Below are 16,872 nucleotides of genomic sequence, written 5' to 3'. Positions count from 1 at the left end.
GGCCTCACCTGGGCACTCTGCAACGCTGGCAGGACAGAGGGGGGCGCGAAGGAATGATGCGTCAGGGAACCCTTCCTCTCGCCTCCGCGCCCTTCCTCGACTTCGCCCGGCTGCTGCGCCGCCACGCCTTTGCCGTCGCCCCCGAGCAGGTCTGCAGCTTCATGCAGGCCATAACCCTGCTCGGCCCGCGCTCCATGGCCGACATCCGCGAGGCGGCGCTCGCAACGCTTGCCCCCCCGCCCGATCGCCGCGGCGAATTCGAGGCGCATTTTCGCAATCACTTCCATGGCGATGGCCAACCCTCGATCGAAGGCGAGGAAGACGAGGAAACCCGCATCAAAGACGATCACGGCACGCGCCAGGAGGAGAAACAGACGACGCGCCAGGAGAAAGGCGGCGAGCTGTCGTCGGGCCTGGAGCAACTGAGCACGCGCGATTTTCAGCGCGACGATGACAGGCTGACCGCCTTTCGCCGCAAGCTGTCGGCTGCCCTCCCCGCGCGCCGCTCATTCCGCACCGTGCGCACCCATTCGCGCGGCAAGCTCGACCTGCGCCGCTCGCTCAGGGAAATCGTCAGCGCCGATGGCGATATCCCCTCGCCGCAGCTCCGCCGCCGCCAGACGGTGCCGCGCAAACTGCTGATCCTCATCGACGTCTCCGGCTCGATGAAGCTGCACACATCGGATTATCTCAAATTGGCGCACGCCGCCGTACAAGGTGCTGACCGTGCCGAAATCTTCACCTTCGGCACGCAGCTCACCCGAATCACGTCCGCACTGCGTATCCGCGATCGCGACCAGGCTCTCGCCCGAGCGGCGGCACTCGTAGACGACTGGGACGGCGGCACGCGCATGGGACCGACCCTGCTCGCCTTCCTCTCGGTGCCGCGGTTCTCGGCCTTCACGCGCGGTGCCGCTGTGATCATCCTGTCGGACGCGCTGGAGCGCGGCGACCATGCCGATCTCGAGACCGCGATACGCCGCCTGAGCGCCCGCGCCTTTCGCCTGTCGCTGGCCACACCGCTGGCCGGTGACCCGCGTTTCCTTCCCGCCACGGCAGCACTCCGCGCCATCCTGCCTGATCTCGACGATCTCATCGACGGCTCGTCGCCCGGGAGCCTCACCGATTTCATCCTGTCGCTCGCCCGCCCTGCCCCGGCGGCGTCGGCAATCTGGAAAAGGGTATCGTGATGCAGAAAGCCATCGACGCGCATTTCCACATCTGGCGCCAGCAGGATCAGCCCTGGCTGGTCGGCCCGATGGTGCCGCGCATTTTTGGCCCCTACGAGCCGATTCGCCGCGACTATCCGATCGAGGAATTTCTCGCCGATCAGCAAGGCGCAGGTGTCGAGAAGGCCGTCTATGTCCAGACCAACTGGGCCAAGGAGGATTTCGAAAAAGAAGTCGCCTTCCTGCAGAAGACTGCCGACGAGACCGGCTGGCCGCACGCTATCGTCGGCTATACCGATATGACTGTCGACGATGTCCGGCCCCAGATCGATCGATTGAAAAAGTACCCGCTGCTGCGCGGCGTGCGCATGCAGCTGCATTGGCACGAGACGCCGGCCTTCCGCTTCGCTGCCTCGGCCGATCAGGTCATCGACCCCAAGGTGCGGGCCAATGTCGCGCGGCTTAAAGACTATGGCCTGTCCTTCGACCTGCAGCTTTTCCCTGCCCAGATGAAGGACGGGCTGACGCTGGTCGGCGAGAACCCGCAGATCAACTTCATCCTCACCCATGCCGGCATGCTGACCGGCATGGAGCCGGAAACCACCGAGGCCTGGAAAGCCGGCCTGAGTACTCTATCAACAGCGCCGAACTTCTACGCCAAGCTGTCGGGCCTCGGCACCTTCGCCCACCGCAACGATCCGGCGTTGATTGCCTACATCGTCGACAATGCGATCGACATTCTGGGCGCTGACCACCTGATGTTCGGCTCCAACTTCCCGATAGAGAAGCTCTGGACCAGCCACGCCGAACTGATCAAGGCGCATCGTGCAGCCGTGGCGAAGCACGGTCCGGTGGCGGAAGCGGATATCTTTTGGAATACAGCAGAGAAGGTTTACAGACCGGCATAGCGCACGCTTTCCCTTCTCCCACAGGGGAGAAGCGAAAGCCGCCCCTCACTTCACTTCAAACTCAGGATCGACCGGAATCTGCATCGCAGTCACCAGATGGTTGGTCTGCCCGGCCAGCCCGATGATCGACGCCAGCTCGCCATGCTGCGCATCGGTCAAGCCTTTGGCGCGGGCAGCTGCCGTATGCGAATGGACGCAATAGGAACAGCCATTGGCGGTCGACACAGCGATGTAGATCATCTCCTTGGTCAGCGGATCGATGGCGCTTTCCGTAGCCATCACCACTTTCACCTGGTCCCATGTCCGTTTCAGCAAGGCCGGATCGTTGGCCAGCCCGCGCCAGAAATTGTTGACGAAGTCCGACTTGCGCGTCGCGCGGATGTCGTCGAACACAGCCTTCGCAACCGGGATTTTTTCGACCTCGGCATCGCTGAGGAGTTTTGTGGCGGCCATGGCGTTTCCTTTCGTTGAATCGGTGGATCAGGTGGTTGAATCAGGTTTCGAGCAAGGGCGGCTAACCGGCTATTCCGATTCAGTTTTTGATGCTGACAGAACCATGGCGATTGGCCGAAGCATCTCAGCTTCGTCATTCACGGGCGAAGCAGGCGCGAAGCGCCGTCGCGGAGACCCGAGGATGACGAAGGCGCTGAGGCCTTCGCCAATTGGTGACGTATGCGCACCGTCAAACACCGACCGGCAACCTAGTGCACTGCCGCATACATGATCTTCTCCTCCGTCGCCTCCGCCGGCGAGAACTCCTCCACGATGCGCCCCTGTCGGCACACCAGAATCCGATCCGACAGGTTCATGATTTCCGGCAGGTAGGACGAGATCACCACCACCGCCAGCCCCTCATCGGCCAGCCGGTTGATGATCTGGTGGATCTCGGCGATGGCGCCGACATCGACGCCGCGCGTCGGCTCGTCGAAGATGACGATGCGCGGCTGCTGCACCAGCCCCTTGCCGATCACCACCTTCTGCTGGTTGCCACCGGAAAGCTCGACCACGCGGGCGTTGTCGTTTATCGCCTTGATGTTCAGCGTCTTCGTCCATTCTGCGGAAAGCGTGCGCATCTCCTGCTGGTTGATCACCCAGGCCTTTTCGCGGCCCGCCGCCAGGAGCCCGCCGAACAAATTCTCGGCAATGCCCATCGTCTCGAAAATGCCCTCGCTTTTGCGGTCCTCGGAGACGTAGACGATGCCGTCGGCGACCGCTTCGCTCGGCACGAGATAGCGTACCGGCCGGTCGTCCAGCTCGATGGCGCCGCCGCGCAGGAAATCGCGCTTGTAGATGCCCGACACGATCTTGAAGGTCTCGGTGCGGCCCGAGCCGATCAGCCCGAACACGCCGGTGATCTGTCCCTGAAAGATCGAGAAGGAGGTGTTGCGCACGACATTGCTCATCGAAATGTCCTGCACCGACAGCACCTTCTTGCCGGCCTTGCGCAGCTTCGCCTCGTCGCGCTGGCGGTAGATCTGTCCCGACAAAGTGCGCCCTACCATGGCGGCGACGATCTTGTCGCGATCGAAGGCCGATGTGTCGTCGGTTATGACCAACTCGCCATCGCGCAGGATTGTGATGCGGTCGGCGATCATTAGCGCCTCTTCCAATGCATGGCTGATGAAGACGATCGAGACGCCGTTCGCCTTCAGCCGCCGGATCAGTGCGAAAAAGTGCCGCTTCTCCTCCGGCGTCAGCGTCGCCGTCGGCTCGTCGAAGATGATAATCTCGGCATTGTGGTGAACGGCGCGCGCGATCTCGACCATCTGACGCTTGGCCGCGCCGAGCGTTGCCACCATGGCGTTCGGGTCGACCGGGAAGTTCAGCGATTGCAAAAACTGTTGCGCCGAAATGTAGGTGCCGCGCAGCCGGTTGAGAAACTTTTCGGTGCCGAGATAGAGGTTCTGCGCCACTGTCATCGACGGCACCAGGCTGGTCTCCTGGAACACCATGGCGATGCCGGCCTCGAGCGCCGCATGCGGCGAGGCGTAGGCGATCTCGCGGCCTTTGTGGAACATCTTGCCGGAAGTGGCGTCGACGACGCCGGCAATGATCTTGGTCAGTGTCGATTTTCCGGCGCCATTCTCGCCGAGCAGCGCGTGGATTTCGCCCTTGCGCAGTTCGAAGCTGACTTGTCTGACCGCGGGCACGCCGCGATAGTTCTTGGTGACATTTTCCAGGCGCACGATCGGTTCCATCAGAAACCTCCCGCGTCGAGCACGCAATCGCCGCCCCTGGAGGCGATGAATAGAAGTCCGTCCTTCTCCGCCACGCTGCAAATGCCGTGGCGCGTGCCGTCGGCGCGGCTGTGCAGGCTGAATTGCGGCTGCATGGTCCGGTCGAGCTTCACCACCAGCCCGTAGGAGCGGCTCGGCGACCAGGGCTTGTGGATGCCCATGGTGCGGATGCCGCCACATTGCAGCGGTTCGAGGAAGCTGCGGTTGGAGGCCAGCGCCGGCGCGATCCAATAGGCCGGCGGCACTTGGTCGATCATGTCGCGCCGGTAATGCGTTTCCTGCAGCACGAATTCGATCAGCCGGTTGCGCGGCGCGAACAGGGCCAGCCACGCGCCGCCATCGCCGGCCGGCGCAAGGCGCGCGGGATAGCCGGGCAGATGCGTCAGCACGGTCGAGCGGCTACCGGTTGCACCATCGAAGCGAACGAGCTGGTGACGCCAGCTTTCGCTGACCAGCACATCTCGCCCCGTGGGATGGAGCCCATAGGGAAAGGCGATCTCGCCGGCCACTTTGCGGAACCCGCCGCCGGCTGCGTCCCGCCTCCAAAGCGATCCGGACGCGCCCTTCTTCATCAGGTCGGCGGCCCATAGCGACGGCGCATGCTCAGCCGAGCCATTGGCCAGCCACAACGTGTCGTCCTCGGCATAGGCAAGCGCGGTGATGCAGCTGACGCCAGACGGCAGCGAAACCTCCTTGCCGGCGACCAGCAGCTTGCCGCTCTCAAGTCCGACCGTCAGTTCTCCCGACAGTGATAGAGCCAGCGCAGTGATGGGGGAAGGAAAGGTCTCGACAACCTTCGGCTCCACTTCTGCGGCAAGCGAATAGATGGCGTTGCCGCTGGAAGCGAGCAGCCGGCCATCGGCAACCAGCAGATTGTCGGGTTCGATCAGTCCGGCAAAAACCGGCGCATCATCGAGCCGCGTGTTGGGCCGGAAGGCGCCGTCGAGCGGCGGGATGGTGACGGCCTTGCCGCGAAACATGTCCAAGATGGGATCGAGGATCATGGCTGCGTTCCCCAATAAGAAGCGGAGCTGGTCCAGGTCGGGTCCGCGCCCGCAATCTTGTAGCGGCCGATGCGGTTGTTGAGGATGCCGCCGACGAACAGGAAACCCTTGTGCTCGCGCATCGAGGTGACCATCGGATGCGCGCCGCCGGTGAGGTCGCCCATCGCCTCGATAATGCCGCCCTTGTCGTTGAATTTCACCACGCCGCCGGTGTTGATGTTGGGGAACAGCCACTCGTCCTGCGGCAGCCGGCGCGTCATGCGCTTGCGCATATCGGGATGGCGCAGCGACAGGTCGAAGCTCGGCGTGCGCATGCCGAGCCATGCCATCCAGTAATTGCCGTCGGAGGCGCGGTTGATGTTGTCGGGATAGCCCGGCATGTCGCGGATGACGCATTCGGCGGCGCCCGCCTTCGGCCCTTCCAGCCAGTAGCGATGCACGCGGCAGGCCCAGCTCTCAGCGAAGAACAGCGACTTGCCGTCATGCGCCATGCACACACCGTTGGTGTAGCGGTAGCCGTCGAGCAGTGTCTTCGTCGAACCGTCCTTCGGGTCATAGACCAGCAGCCGGCCGGTGGCGCGGTTCTCGATCGAGTCCAGTGCCCAATCGTGGGCGTCATAGCGCTTGGTGGAGTCAGTGAAATAGATGCGCCCGTCCGGCGCGATGTCGCAATCATTGGGGTCGCGCAGCCGCGCATCGTCGACGATCGAGGTCCAGGAGCGCGACGTCTCGGCCGACAGGCGCTTCACTTCCCGATCCGGCGAGACGGAATAGAGCCCCATGGCGCCGACGCAGCTGATCAGATTGCCCGATTTGTCGAAGGCCAGGCCCAGCGGAAAGCCGCCGATATGGGCAAACACCTCCGATTTCATATAGTCCGGCGCGAAGAAGCGGACGATCTCGCCATGGCGCGTGCCGCAATAGAGGTGATCGTCGCGGTCGAGGATGACGTCTTCCGGCCCTTCCAACTCGCCGAGCCCGATATGGTCGGCCGCCGACAGCCGGTTGTCGAGCGCGTAGGGCGTGCCTGAGCCCGGCACCGCAGACTGTGTCTCGCCCATCTTGAGATAGACCGGCGCGACATAGACTTCGTTGAGCACCTTATGGCGGTTCTTCAGCCAGCGGATGTCGATCGTCACCGCCACCGCCAGCATGATGCCCAGCACCATCTGGTTGGTGCCGGTGCCATAGCCCAGCCGGATCAGCCCGTTGGTCATGGTCAGCACGATGATGGCGCCCATCAGCCCCTTGATGACCGAGCCGCGGCCACCACCCAGGCTGACGCCGCCGACCACCGCCGCCGTCAGCGCCATGATCTCAAGGTTGAGGCCGGTGCCCGGCCCTGCCCCACTCAGGCGGCAAGCGATCAGGAAGCCGCCGATCGAGGCGCAGAAGCCGGAAAAGACATAGGTCATGAAAACGGTGCGGCGCACGCGAATGCCGGCATTGTGCGCCGAGCGCCTGGATCCGCCGACCGCCAGCACATGCCAGCCCGGCCGTGAGCGCGTCAGCGCGATATGGGTGACGATGGCAAGAATGATCGCCAGCCACACCGAGACCGAAAGCCCCCAGAAGGTGCTGTCGCCGATGAAGTCGAGCACATCGGATGTCGCCTGGGAAAGCTGCACGTCTGCGGCATAGGTGGTGACGAGAATATCGAACAGCGCCCGGCCAAAAATGAAGGTGACCAGCGTAGTCAGAAAGGCGCGCAGCCTGAGATAGCCGACGAGGTAGCCGTTGACGGCGCCGAAGATGAGCCCGGTGGCAAGCGATGCCGCCAGCGCCAGCCAGATAGACTGTTCGAGGATGAAGAAGACATAGACGGCGGAGAAGCAGGACAGCGCGAAGATCGAACCGACGGACAGATCGATGCCGCCGCCCAGCATCACCACCGTCATGCCGGTGACCACCATCGAGAACTCGCCGAGCTGGCGGGTCGATTCCTGTAGCGAGGTCAGCTTGAAGAAGCCGGGAATGATCGAGCCGAACACGCTGAGCGTCGCCACCAGCGCCAGGAACGGAATGGCGTTGTCGGTCCAGCGTTTTGTCAGGATTTCGCCGACCAGATGGTCGGGCACGAGATTGTAGCGCCAGGACTGGAGGCGTTCGCGAAAGGACATCGGCGGCTGCTATTCCATGAGGGAACGAGGTGACCGGATTGTCCAGCCACCTCGTTTATTTCAGTCGAAAAAGCGCGGCTTACTTCGCCGCCGCTTCGCCCTGCAGCGCCTTCAGGTCCCAGCAGCTGTCGGGCTTGAGGTCGGCCTTGGTCGTAGCCTTCTCCAGCGTGTAGATGTAGGTGTGCGACGTGCCGGCCGGCTGGCCGCTCTGCAGCAGGAACTTGATGATAGCGTTCATGTCGCCGGACTGGCGAGCCAGATCGGTCATCACCACGGCGCCGTAAGTTCCGTCCTGCAATTTGTCGCAATCGGCCGCCTTCTCGCCGCCGCCGGTGGTGACCAAAAAGACCTTGCCGTCGAGCTTGGCGTCGCGGATGGCGGCGGATGCGCCGGTGGCGTCACCATCCCAGAAGTCGATGATCGAGCAGATGTCGGGGTTCTGCTGCAGCATTGTCGTCGTCACGTTGCGCGACGTCGTCGGATCCCAGTTGGAGTCGGGCTTGGCCACGACTTTGAAGTCGGGGTGCTTCTCCAGCACCTTCATGATGCCGGCATACTGGTAGAGACTGGACGAGTTGGCCTGATCACCCTGCACAAGGCCGATCTTCTTCGACGAATTCTCGCCGCAGCCCTTGATCGCCGCTTCGGCCTCGAGTTGGCCGAGCCGGTCCCAGTCGCTGCCGACAAAGGCGTCGGCCGGGAAGTTGGCGGGATTGTCGACCAGTATGACGTAGGTGCCGGCGGCCTGCGCCTTCTTCATCAGCTTGGAATAGGAGTTGAGGTCCGGCGCATGGATGATCAACACGTCCGGCCTTGTGTCGGACGAGATCGCGTCGGTGATCGCCTGTGCACCGGCATCGACGACCCAGTTCGGATCGCGTGTTTCGAAGGTGCCGCCCCAGGCCTCGACTTCCGTCTTCAGATAGTGCGACCAGCCCTGCGCAAGGTCGAAGCCCATCGCCAGCGGCACCAGCATGACGCGCTTGCCCTTGAGCGCCTGCGCGTATGCGGCCGGGCCCGGATCGTCGGCGGCGAAGGTCGGCGCGACGAAGGCGGTAGCGGCAAGCGCCGTGGCGGCCGCCATCAGTGTTCTGATCAGTTTCATGTCACATCCTCTGTTTTTCACTTATTGCCGGCCGGTCGGCATGACCCGGTCGGGTACCCCTTAGATGTCGCCCTGCTGCGCGGTCTGTTCGTCACGCGGATTGATGATGCCGTCGACGATGATGGCTCCGAGCAGGATCGCCGCCTTGATCAGGTTTTGATAGAGCAGCGGAATGTCGATGATGGTCATCGCGTTCGACAGGATGCCGATCAGTGCAGCGCCCACCAGCACATTGCGCACCCCGCCCCGCCCGCCGGAAAGGCCGATGCCGCCGATCACCGCCACCAGCACGATGTCATAGAGCAGCGTCGAGTTGACGACGCGGGTGTTGATCGAATGCAGGCTTGCCGCCGTGAGCAGGCCGGCGATCAGCGCGACAAAGGCCGAAACCACATAACGCAGCACCAGCATTGGCCGCACCGGAATGCCGATGTTGCGCGCGGCGACCGGATTGTCGCCGGCGAAATAGATGTAGCGGCCCCATTTGGTGTAGCGCAGGAACAGGAAGAACAGGAAGGCGAGCCCGGCGAAGACGAACACTTCGATCGGAATGTCGAGGAAACGCAGGCCGCCGAGCAGCTCCACCCAATGGCCCTGAGGCACCGGCACCGCATCCTGTGTGATCAGTTGCGAGCGGACATAGCCGAAGACGAAGGAGCCGGTCGCCAGCGTCACGAAGATCGCCGGCACGTCGGCATAGGCGACGAGAAAACCGTTGAGCAGGCCGATGGCGAGCACGCCTGCCAGCACATAGGCGAAGGCGAGCCCATCAGGCGTTCCGGCGTTGAGCAATTGCAGATACCAGGCGACCGACATCGCCATGATCGCCACCGCCGACAGGTCGATGCCCCTGCCGATTATGACGACCGCCATGCCGAGCGCCAAAATGCCCAGCACCGACACCGAGCGGACGATGGCAACGAGATTGTTGGCAGCGATGAAACCAGGCAGCCCAATGGCAGCGGCGACGAACAGCACCACGGCGATGGCAAAGACAATGCCTTCCTGATTCAGGCTCCTGACATTTGGCCAGCCAATCGTGTTCATGTCTGCATTCGCCCCGATGGCAGCTCTGCCACCCCTTCCGAAGAAAGCTAATCGGCTCGGCGCCGCTTCGTCAAATGAATCCGCGCTCGGAACGCCCGTTGGCAGTGATAATCTTCCAGTGGACGCACCGATTGCTAGAACTGGCGCAATCCTAGGAAAAGGCTGCGCTTTTGGCATTCCGTTGCGCCATTGCGTGTATGCGCGAAGGTGCCGTTCTGAGGCGAAAGCACAAGGCGGAATTAATTGCCGCCTGAGCGGCGAAAATCGCGAATTCAGGTCCTGGTCATGTGGCCTGAAACTTCGGCGCCTGCACCGGGCGGCAGCACGAGGAACCGCAACGCCGCCACCAGCCCGATGGCGCCGATGACCAGGAAGGCGATGCGAAAATCGACGAGGTCGAGCGCCGGCCGGTCCCTGACGATCTGCGACAGGTTGAGGATGGCAGCCGCCACCGCCACGCCGAACAGCATCGATATCTGCTGCAGCATGGACGACAAAGTCGCCGCCGAGTTGCGCTGCGCGGCATCGATGTCGGCGAAGGCCAGAGTATTCAGCGCTGTGAACTGCATCGAGCGCGTCAGGCCGGCGATCAGCATCAGCATCACTACTGGCGCCTGCGGCGTTTCAGGCGAGATCGCCGCGCAGGCCATGATCGAGGCCGAGGCGATCAGGCCGTTGACGACCATGACCGTGCGAAAACCAAAGCGTCGCAGCGTCGGCGTCGTCACCGTCTTCATGCCGAGATTGCCGAGGAAGTAGGCCAGGATCATCAAGCCGGCATCGACCGGCGAAAGGCCAAAGCCGACCTGAAACAGCAGCGGCAAAAGGAACGGCGTGGCGTTGATCGCCACGCGAAAAATGGTGCCGGCGGCAAGCGTAGAGATGGCGAAGGTCTGCACCCTGAACGCGCTGAGATCGAGCAGCGGATGCGGCGCGCGCCGGAGATGCCGCACCGCCAGCCAGCCGATGACGATGCCGGCGGCAACCAGCAGCACGGCGGGCAAGGCGCCGTCTTCCGGATGTGCGATGCGCTCAAGGCCGTAGAGCAGCAGCGCGAGCCCCAGCGACGTGAGGAAAAACCCCGGCCAATCCAGCGGCTTGGGATCGGCCGCGCGGTCGCCCGGAATGAAGCGCGCGACCAGCGCCAGCCCGACGAGCCCAAGCGGGATGTTGATGAAGAAATTCCAGTGCCAGGAGAGATAGGTTGTGATGAAGCCGCCAAGCACCGGCCCGACCACGGGCGCAAACAACGCCGGCCAGGTGATCAGCGCCGTGGCGTTGAGCAGCTCCGATTTCGACGCATTGCGCAGCACCAGAATTCGCCCGACCGGCGTCATCAGCGCGCTGCCAAGGCCTTGCACGACGCGAGCGGCAACGAACTGAGGCAGACTTTGCGAGAAGCCGCAGGCCAGCGAGGCCAGCGTGAACAGTACGATCGCCAGCAGGAAGATGTTGCGCGCGCCGAAGCGGTCGGCAAGCCAGCCCGACAGCGGCACGAACACTGCCATGGTCAGCATATAGGCGGTGATGCCGATGCTCATCGCCACCGCCGGCACGCCGAAGGATTGTCCCATCTGCGGCAGCGAGGTCGAGATGATCGTCGAATCCAGCAGCTGCATGAAAAAGGCGATGGCAACGATCAACGCCACGCGCCGCGCATTGCTGGCGGTTACGGCGGAGGCCTCGGTGTCGGGAACGGCAGTCATGGCGAACCGCGTTGAACAGCATATGGCTGGCCCCGTCCAGAGCTTATCCAACAAACTTCCGTGTCGGCTCGCAGCCTGTTATGGATGGGCGGGCGGCCAAGGACATTGCATGAAGCCTATCTATATCGACTACCTCAATGGCCTCGATATCGAAGCCCTGGAGATGACCGACGGCGAAATCATTGCCGCTGTCGAAGCCGGGCTTATCGCGCAAGGCAATGGCCAGACGGTGATAGAGCCCCGCGTCCATCTCGAGCCCGATCCCTCCTTCCACGGCCACTTCAATGTGCTGCGCGGCTACGTCGCGCCGCTCGATACGGCCGGCGTGAAGATCGTCGGCGATTATGTCGACAATTATCTGCACGGCCTGCCCTCGGAATTCGGCATCCTCAATCTGTTCGATCCGCGCACCGGCACGCCGCGCGCCATTCTCGACGCCACCGTCATCACCGACATGCGCACCGGCGCCGTCACCGCCATTGGCGCCAAACATCTGGCGCGCAAGAACTCCAAGGTGCTGGCCCATATCGGCGCGCGCGGCACCGCCTATTGGAATGTGCGCCTGCTCGACCATCTCTTCGACTTCGACGAGATCCGCGTCCATTCGCGCCGCCCGGAAAGCCGCGACGGCTTCGCCGCCAAACTCTCGGCCGATCTCGGCAAGAAAGTTACCGCGGTTGCCGACTGGGAAAGCTGCATCAAGGGCGCCGACATCGTCGTCGAGGCCTCGCGGCTGCCGGAGCCGCAGCCGCTGCTCAAGACCGAATGGATCAAGCCCGGTGCGCTGGTCGTGCCCTATGGTACGATGAGCGCGGTGGAGCTGTCATTGACCGACATCATGCAGAAAATGGTCGTCGACGACTGGGGCCAGTGCAAAGGCGGCAAGTTCGGCTCGCTGCGCGCCCATGTCGAGACCGGGCGGCTGAGCGAAGCGACGCTGCACGCCGAGCTCGGCCAGATCGCTGCCGGTCTCAAGCCGGGACGCCAGAGCGACGACGAGACGATCCTGTTCTGGCATCGCGGCCTGTCGCTGTCCGACATTGCGCTGGGCAAGGCGATGCTGGCCAAGGCTGCTGATAAAGGCATCGGCCAGAGGCTGCGCTTCGCATGAGCGCGCTCGTCCTCACCGGCGCCGGCGTCAGCGTCGAGGACGTTGCGGCGGTCGCCCGCGGCGGCCGCAAGGTCGAGGTTGAACCGACAGTCATCGAGAGGCTCGACAAAGCGCGAAAAGTGCTCGATCAGGTCGCCGCGTCCGGTCAGCAAATCTATGGGCTCAACACCGGGCTCGGCGCCAATCTCGGCACATCGGTCGAGGGCGATGCCAGCGCCTTCCAGCGCCAGTTGCTGGAAGGGCGAAGCGGCGCTGTCGGCGAACCGTTGCCCCAAGAGGCGGTGCGGGCGACCATGCTTGCGCGCGCAGCGATGCTGGCAGTCGGCGGCTCCGGCATTTCGCCGGCGGCTTTCACCGCCCTTGTCGATGCGCTCAATGCAGGCGTGCATCCGGTAATGCCGCAGTTGGGCTCGATCGGCGCCGGCGATCTCGTGCTGATGGCGGCGCTCGCCCGTCTGCTGACCGGCGACGGCGAAGCTGACTATCAGGGTCGGCGCATGCCGGCGGCCAAGGCGTTGATGATGGCGCGGTTGGCTCCGATCAGCCTGGCGCCGAAAGACGGCCTGTCGCTGATCAACGCCTCGGCGGTATCAGCCGGCACTGGCGCGTTGGTACTGGCCGACGCGCTGTCGGCCTTTGCGCAACAGCAGCAGGCCGGCGCGCTGACCATGGAAGGGTTTGGCGCCAACCGCACCATCCTCGATCCGCGCCTGCATCTGGCGCGGCCGGCAGCCTGCCAGCAACTCGCGGCCAAGGGCTTGCGCTACCTGCTTGCCCGCGACGAAGAGCCGGCGCCGACCACCCTGCAGGACCCGCTGTCGATCCGCTGCATGCCGTCGATCCATGGTGCATTGATCCAGGCGATCGACCAGGCGCGGCTGGCGCTGGAGATCGAACTCAATGCCGCCGCCGACAATCCACTGGTGCTGGGCGATGACGGGCTGGTTCTGTCGACCGGCAATTTCCACACCGCATCGCTGGCGCTTGCCTTCGAGACGCTCGGCCTGGCGATCGCGCAATGTGCCGCGGCAAGCGTTGCCCGCTTCATCCAGCTCGCCGGCTCCGGCCGCAACGGTCTGCCCAGATATCTGTCGCCGGTTGGCGGCGCCTCGGCCGGTTTCGTGCCGCTGCAAAAGACGGCAACGGCAATCCTGGCCAGCATCCGCCACAAGGCCAATCCGGTGATGCTGGATTTCCTGGCCGTGTCCGAAGGCGTAGAGGACCACGCCACGCAGACGCCGCTTGCCGTGTCGAAATGCGCTGGGATGATCGCGCTGTGGCGCCGGCTGATCGCCTTCGAACTGATGGCCGCCGCGCAAGCCGTGGACCTGCGCGACGGTCTCAAGCTGGCGCCCGGCACAGCAGCGGTCCATACCGCGGTGCGCGCGCATGTAGCGATGCTGAGAGAGGACCGGCCGCTGGGAACGGATGCCGAGGTGCTCCATGCCATGCTCGCCGACGGAACATGGCAAGGTGCAGCGATGATCGGCAAGGAGGCCGAGTAGTCAGCCCTTTGCGTCCACCCGTTTCATGAACAGGCTGAGCTCGGCCGGATCCATGCGCACGACATGCCTGTCTTCCGGATAGGCGCCGCTATCGACGTCGGCAACGTACTCGGAAAACGCCGCGACGCGTTCCGCCTGCAGACGATCGTACTCGGCGGCGAAGTTGCGGTAGACCTTGGAATGGCGCGGCATGTGGCCCCGGTTCTGGCCAAGAATATCGTCGGCAAACAGATATTGCGCGTCGCAGCCGGTGCCCGCACCCATCGACAGCATGATCAGCGAGGTCCGTTCCGAGATCGCCTTCGCCACCTCGATCGGCACCACTTCGATCTCGGCGCCGAGAGCTCCAACGGCCTCATACTGCTTGACCGCCTCAAAAATCTGCATGGCGGTGTCGGCGGTCTTGCCGACGGCCTTGAAGCCGCCGGTCCAGGTGGCGCGGGACGGAATGAGGCCGACATGGCCGATGACGGGGATCGCGTCGTCGGCGAGCCGCTTCACGGTGGCGAAACCGGCGCTGCAATAAACGGCGTCGGCGCCGGCCTTGTAGAGCCGGAACGCCCAGCGCAGGAAATCGTCCGCCGTGCCGATCTCATAAAAATTCTCGCCCGGCATGGTGAACAGGCTGGGCGCCGCATCGCGATACTCAGGGTTGAGCACCAGCTCGGGCGGCACCGAGACGATATCGACCCCTGCCCGCTCGGCAGCCTCGGCCTCGTCCATGGTCAGGACGCGCAGCATGGTCAGCTGGCGCTTGCCCTTCATGGCGCGCAGATCGGCGACGGTCGGTCTCTTTCGGCTCATCGGGATGTCCCTGTTGGCTGGTTGCTTTTCCCGGTCACCTTACCGGCCCCGTAACAGGCCGGATAGAAGGCGGGTGGTTTATTCGCTACTCGGCCGCCGCCGACATATCGAGCTCGTGAAATTCACCGCGATAGGGCCGCGCCGTCGGCGGCAATTCGCGCTTGAGGAAATAATCCTCGTACCGCAGCTGCTTCAGCAGCACCGGCCAGACCTCGCGATAGGCATGCCACATGGACGGGTTCGCCGCCGGCAGGTCGTGCTTGACCAGCTCGTGCAGCCTCGGCAGCGCATGGTAGGGCACCATCGGAAACATGTGATGCTCGACGTGGTAATTCATGTTCCAGTAGATGAAGCGGCTGACCGGGTTCATGTAGACGGTGCGCGTGTTCAGCCGGTGGTCGACGACATTGTCGGCCAACCCGATATGCTGCAGCAGGCCGGTCAGAACCATGTGCCAGCTGCCATAAAAACGCGGCAGGCCGATCAGCACCAGCGGCAGCCATGAACCCAGCGCGATCGCGAGGGCGATCGTCGCAACGTACACGGCGACATGCCAGCGCGCCGCCGTGATGGCCTTGCCCTGTTCGGTCTCAGGAATGTAGCTCTTTTCGTCGTCCGACAGCTTGCCCAACGCCTGGCGCGCCAGGATCGGCAGCGAATAACGGAAATCGAGAATGCCGGTGAAGGCAAGCGCCGCCTTGACCAGATTTGGCGGCCGCATTACCGCGATCTCGGCGTCACGGCCGACGATGATCGTGTCGGTGTGATGCCGCGCATGGCTCCAGCGCCATTGCACCGGATTGCGCACCACCATGAAGCTGGCGATTTCGTAGATCGCATCGTTCATCCAGCGTGTGCGGAAGGCGGTGCCATGGCCGCATTCGTGCCAGCGCGAATCGCTCGACGATCCATAGAGCACGCCATAGACGAGCAGGAACGGCACCACCCACCACGTGCCCCAGAACCACACGATGCCGGCGGCCGAGCCCAGGATGGCTGCGATCCAGATCACCGTATCGCGGATCGCCGGCCCGTCGGAGCGCTGCATCATTTCCTTCATTGCCTTGCGCGGCACGTCGGTGTGATACCACTCGGCCGAGGCCAGCCCGGTCTCGATCGCCCGGCGGGTGCTTTCGCCGACCAGGCCGTAATCGCGCTTTGTCTTGGCCGTCGCCATCACCGTCTCGCCCTGCCCTTAGAGACCGTTGGCGCGGAATTTCCCGTCGAGGAATGTCTTTGCGCGCGGCACGTCGTCCTCGGTCAGATGCTCGATGATAACAGGGATGTTCGGGTGCTTCTCACTGAGCCGCTGCAGATAGAGATCGTAATTCAGCGATCCCAGCCCGGGCGCCGGCAGCTCGATCTCGCCGACGCCGCGGAAGGTCAGCCCCTCATGCGCGTCCGCGTCGCCGATATCGGCATGCTTCTCGGTCTTGTCGCTGCCTGAGCGCTTGACGTCCTTGGCGTGCGCGATGCGGATCTTGTCGGCCAGCGTGTCGAACACCTGGTTCAGCACCTGGTCCATGCGGTCGATATTGTGCGCCTCGAAATAATTGGTCGGATCCATCAGCAGGCCGAGGCCCGGATGGTCGACCTGCGCGAACATTTTGACCGTCTCCTCGACCGAACCGACGACATTGTTGACATAGGTTTCGAGCAGGAACACCGCGCCATGGTCGTAAGCCGTCTGGGCAAGATCCGAGATCACCTTGCGGCATTCCTCGAAGCCTTCCTCGGTCTTGTTTTTGGGATGATGCACCCAGTCGGATTCGGTGTTGTAGGTGCCGGTCTCCGAGATCACGTAGGGCGAGCCGAAGTCGCGCGCATTGCGGATGATTTCCTTGAGATAGCCGACGCGCTTCTCGCGCTCGGATTTGTCGGGATGGATGATGTTGGTGTAGCCCGAGATGCAGCAGACCGGCAGATTGTGGTCGCGAAACGTGTCGCGCACTGTCCTCGCCTTGTCCCCGGTGATCTGCCCGGCCGTGAGATCGACATCCCTGAAATGCATGTCGAGCTGCACTGTGTTGAAGCCGAGTGCACGGATGCGGCGGGCGGCCTCCGCCAGCTCATAGGGGAAATAGCCGGTGAAGATACCTGCCTGCATCATGATGTGAACTCCTCCCGGTAAGCGATTCAGCCGCCACACTATTCGG

General features: G+C 63.6%; 14 protein-coding genes. 4 read left to right on the top strand and 10 right to left on the bottom strand.

Annotated features, from left to right (window positions below; all coding sequences use genetic code 11):
* Positions 1 to 53: 53 nt before the first annotated feature.
* On the top strand, positions 54 to 1,190 hold the full coding sequence (locus tag NKH54_RS17035; protein WP_023736012.1) for a vWA domain-containing protein: 1,137 nt from the start codon (positions 54 to 56) through the stop codon (positions 1,188 to 1,190).
* A complete protein-coding gene (locus NKH54_RS17030) occupies positions 1,190 to 2,077 on the top strand; it encodes an amidohydrolase family protein (RefSeq protein WP_023687944.1) in 888 nt (295 codons plus the stop codon). Before NKH54_RS17035 ends, NKH54_RS17030 begins: the two co-directional genes overlap by 1 nt.
* A gap of 45 nt (positions 2,078 to 2,122) precedes the next feature.
* On the opposite strand, the gene NKH54_RS17025 is transcribed toward NKH54_RS17030, so the two are convergent.
* The 7 genes from NKH54_RS17025 to NKH54_RS16995 form a co-directional block, all read right to left on the bottom strand.
* Complete coding sequence (locus NKH54_RS17025) at positions 2,123 to 2,530, bottom strand: carboxymuconolactone decarboxylase family protein (protein ID WP_023736013.1); 408 nt, start codon at positions 2,528 to 2,530, stop codon at positions 2,123 to 2,125.
* 248 nt (positions 2,531 to 2,778) lie between these two features.
* Positions 2,779 to 4,275 (bottom strand): sugar ABC transporter ATP-binding protein, encoded by a 1,497-nt coding sequence (locus tag NKH54_RS17020; protein ID WP_023736014.1) that lies wholly within the window; start codon positions 4,273 to 4,275, stop codon positions 2,779 to 2,781.
* Positions 4,275 to 5,318 carry an SMP-30/gluconolactonase/LRE family protein gene (locus NKH54_RS17015; RefSeq protein WP_023696217.1) on the bottom strand — a complete coding sequence of 348 codons (1,044 nt, stop codon included), beginning with the start codon at positions 5,316 to 5,318 and terminating at the stop codon, positions 4,275 to 4,277. The genes NKH54_RS17020 and NKH54_RS17015 overlap by 1 nt, the downstream gene beginning before the upstream one ends.
* Positions 5,315 to 7,438, bottom strand: a complete 2,124-nt coding sequence (locus NKH54_RS17010; RefSeq protein WP_353028591.1) for an ABC transporter permease — start codon at positions 7,436 to 7,438, stop codon at positions 5,315 to 5,317. Before NKH54_RS17010 ends, NKH54_RS17015 begins: the two co-directional genes overlap by 4 nt.
* 79 nt (positions 7,439 to 7,517) lie before the next feature.
* On the bottom strand, positions 7,518 to 8,543 hold the full coding sequence (locus tag NKH54_RS17005) for a sugar ABC transporter substrate-binding protein (RefSeq protein ID WP_023753584.1): 1,026 nt from the start codon (positions 8,541 to 8,543) through the stop codon (positions 7,518 to 7,520).
* A 60-nt stretch (positions 8,544 to 8,603) separates the two neighbouring features.
* Entirely contained in the window at positions 8,604 to 9,590 is a 987-nt protein-coding gene (locus NKH54_RS17000) for an ABC transporter permease (RefSeq protein WP_023690774.1), read from the bottom strand.
* Between the two features lie 272 nt (positions 9,591 to 9,862).
* The gene (locus tag NKH54_RS16995) at positions 9,863 to 11,296 is read right to left on the bottom strand and encodes a DHA2 family efflux MFS transporter permease subunit (RefSeq protein ID WP_353028590.1); all 1,434 of its coding nucleotides are present in this window, start codon (positions 11,294 to 11,296) and stop codon (positions 9,863 to 9,865) included.
* A gap of 109 nt (positions 11,297 to 11,405) precedes the next feature.
* On the opposite strand from NKH54_RS16995, the gene NKH54_RS16990 reads away from it, so the two are divergent.
* Complete coding sequence (locus NKH54_RS16990; RefSeq protein ID WP_023712099.1) at positions 11,406 to 12,407, top strand: ornithine cyclodeaminase family protein; 1,002 nt, start codon at positions 11,406 to 11,408, stop codon at positions 12,405 to 12,407.
* Positions 12,404 to 13,912, top strand: a complete 1,509-nt coding sequence (locus tag NKH54_RS16985; RefSeq protein ID WP_023712100.1) for an HAL/PAL/TAL family ammonia-lyase — start codon at positions 12,404 to 12,406, stop codon at positions 13,910 to 13,912. Before NKH54_RS16990 ends, NKH54_RS16985 begins: the two co-directional genes overlap by 4 nt.
* On the opposite strand, the gene NKH54_RS16980 is transcribed toward NKH54_RS16985, so the two are convergent.
* From NKH54_RS16980 to NKH54_RS16970, 3 genes are all read right to left on the bottom strand, one after another.
* Positions 13,913 to 14,716, bottom strand: a complete 804-nt coding sequence (locus NKH54_RS16980; RefSeq protein WP_023682254.1) for a 3-methyl-2-oxobutanoate hydroxymethyltransferase — start codon at positions 14,714 to 14,716, stop codon at positions 13,913 to 13,915. It lies immediately after the preceding gene.
* An 85-nt stretch (positions 14,717 to 14,801) separates the two neighbouring features.
* Complete coding sequence (locus NKH54_RS16975; protein WP_023712101.1) at positions 14,802 to 15,893, bottom strand: fatty acid desaturase family protein; 1,092 nt, start codon at positions 15,891 to 15,893, stop codon at positions 14,802 to 14,804.
* An 18-nt stretch (positions 15,894 to 15,911) separates the two neighbouring features.
* A complete protein-coding gene (locus NKH54_RS16970) occupies positions 15,912 to 16,826 on the bottom strand; it encodes a sugar phosphate isomerase/epimerase family protein (RefSeq protein WP_023705643.1) in 915 nt (304 codons plus the stop codon).
* Between the last annotated feature and the right edge of the window lie 46 nt (positions 16,827 to 16,872).

The organism is Mesorhizobium sp. M1004, assembly GCF_040318795.1.
Taxonomy (GTDB): domain Bacteria; phylum Pseudomonadota; class Alphaproteobacteria; order Rhizobiales; family Rhizobiaceae; genus Mesorhizobium.
This window is presented reverse-complemented; position numbering and strand designations above follow the sequence as displayed.